Annotated in this window: 1 protein-coding gene; it reads left to right on the plus strand. The window is 34.1% G+C overall.

Translation table 11 applies throughout. The annotated features are described in order from the left end of the window. The first annotated feature begins 278 nt into the window (after window positions 1–278). Window positions 279–2,747: an ATP-dependent helicase gene (locus tag ENL20_06455; protein ID HHE38196.1), complete on the plus strand. Its 2,469-nt coding sequence runs from the start codon at window positions 279–281 to the stop codon at window positions 2,745–2,747. Window positions 2,748–2,807: the final 60 nt, after the last annotated feature.

Here is a 2,807-nt window from a genome sequence, read left to right on the forward strand (position 1 = left end):
CACTTTAAGAGATTATTATGATTTATACTTTTTATCTAAATATATAACGAGTTTAGCAAAAATTTTTGAAAACACAAAAAAATTAATTCCGAATCTTTCACCGATTACTTATTCCGAAAATTTAAAATATATCGATGATCTGCAAGAAGATACAATCGCTGAACATTTACATCCAAAAGAGATTATTAATAAATACGAATTAGCAAATTTTTTTGTCGATGAACTAAAAAAAATCAAAAAACGGATATGAATGAAGCGAATCCTCATTAAAATATATTATGACTGAAAAAACAACCGAAAAGAAGAAAAAAGTTCCATATTATCGCAAACCTGTCGATATGACCGTCGAAGAATGGCAAATCGCGCTGAGACGACAATATATCGATAAACAGGAATTCAGTGTGCAAAATATCGGTGATCATCCTGTTTTTTCCGATTTTCAAGTTTATAATCCTCAAACCGGTAATGAATACAAAGTTGCGATCAGAAGTTCCAATCCGGGTCTTAATTTCTGTTCCTGTCCCGATTTTTCGGTCAACGAACTTGGAACTTGCAAGCATATCGAATATGTTCTAAAAGATCTAAAGGAAAATCCCAAAAATAATAAACATTGGAAAGAAGGTTTGATTCGACCGTATTCTTCTTTAAGCTTAAGATATGGAAATAATAGAAAAATATATTTGAGGATCGGGACGACAAATCCCGAAAAAATTGGCGAAGCTTCCAAACATTACTTTAATAAAGATCATTTTCTCAAACCGGAAGCATTTTATTTTATCGAAGATTTTATCGAACGGGTCAAGAAATATGATCCGCATTTCAAGGTTTATGAAGATGCTTTAAATTTTATTATCAATGTTCGAGAAAAAAACGACAGGGTCAAGAAACTCGATGAAAAACTTCCGGATGGGATCAAGAGTGAATATTTTAAGAATCTGATCAAAACAAATCTGTATCCTTACCAGAAAGAAGGTGTGTTATTTGCCGCCAAAACCGGTAGAGTCTTGATCGCTGATGATATGGGACTTGGAAAAACAATTCAAGCGATTGCCACGATCGAACTTCTGGCAAAAGAATTCGGGATCAGCAATGTTTTGATTATTTGTCCGACTTCCCTGAAATATCAATGGAAAAATGAAATAAATAAATTCACAGATCGAAGTATCAAAGTTATCGAAGGTCATCTCGATAAAAGGAAATCCCAATATTTATCCGATGAATTTTATAAAATCGCCAGTTACGGAGTTGCCTTAAATGACATCGAATATCTGAACAAAATGGCTCCGGATCTAGTTATTTTGGATGAAGCACAAAGGATAAAAAACTGGAAAACGAAAACTGCTCAAAACATCAAAAAATTAAACTCGGATTTCGTGATTGTTCTGACCGGAACTCCTCTTGAAAATCGTCTGGAAGAACTTCATTCTATTGTCGGTTTTATCGATAAATTCAAATTGGGAGCACTTTTTCGCTTTTTGGATAACCACCAGATCAAAGACAAAACCGGAAAAATTATTGGTTACAAAGACCTTAATCAGATAAATAAAACTCTCAAAGATGTGTTAGTCAGACGCACAAAATCTGAAATATCAGATCAATTACCGGAAAGGATAGATAAAAACTATTTCGTAGATGTTACTAAAGAGCAATTTGAAATTCACGAAGATTATGCTGCTTCTGTTGCCCGTCTTGTTTTTAAATGGAGAAAATTCGGTTTTTTATCGGAAAAAGACAGGCAAAGATTATTGATCTTTCTCAGTTGTATGAGAATGGTCAGTGACAGCACATATATTTTAGACCAGAAAACCAGGCATGACACAAAAATTGACGAGTTGATCATCATCCTGAAAGAAATTTTCGAAAATAGTGATGAGAAAATCGTTATCTTCAGTCAGTGGGAACGAATGACACGATTGGTTGGTGCTGAACTTGAAAAAATGAACATCGAGTATGAATATCTTCACGGCGGAGTTCCCAGTGCGAAAAGAAAAGATTTGATCAATAATTTTACGAACGATCCCAAAAAGAGAGTTTTTCTCTCGACAGATGCCGGTGGAGTCGGATTAAATCTGCAAGCTGCTAATGTTCTCATCAACATCGATCTGCCCTGGAATCCTGCAGTTCTCGAACAGCGAATTGGTCGTGTCCACAGGTTAGGACAGCATAAACCGGTCAGGATTTATAATCTCATTTCTAAAGGAACGATCGAAGAAAGGATTCTCGGACTTATTGCTTTTAAAAAATCCGTTTTTACAGGAGTTCTCGATGGTGGTGAAGATCGCGTTTTGATGGGTGAAAGTAAATTCAATAAATTTATGAAATCTGTTGAAACCATCACCAAAGAAGTCGAAGATGAGAAAAAAGATGATATTTTTGGGGAAGAAAATTATCTGGATGAGACTGAAAAAGTTGAGGAAATCTCAAAACTGGGAAAAATTGATATTAAAACCAAAGTAACCAAAACTACTGCAGATAAAGATAAAAAAGAAATAATTTCCGAGAGAAAACCTCTAGAAACTCAACCAAATAGAGAGATTAATGAACTGCTTACAGCGGGAGTTAGTTTTTTCCAAAAAATCGGTTCTGCTTTTGCTGATATTCAATCCGGGAAAATTCAAATTTCAGATTTTGTAGAAAAAGATAAAGAAACAGGTCAAACTTCGATCAAACTGCCCGTGAAAGATGAAGAGACTGTTTTGAATGTTATGAATTCGATTGTAGGGATGTTTAAGGCGTTTGGGAAGTAACAGAATGAATAAAAAAATCTATCAAAGAATAAAAATAATTCTATTAATATTAATTTTATC

This window comes from Candidatus Cloacimonadota bacterium (genome assembly GCA_011372345.1).
In the GTDB taxonomy this organism is placed as follows: domain Bacteria; phylum Cloacimonadota; class Cloacimonadia; order Cloacimonadales; family TCS61; genus DRTC01.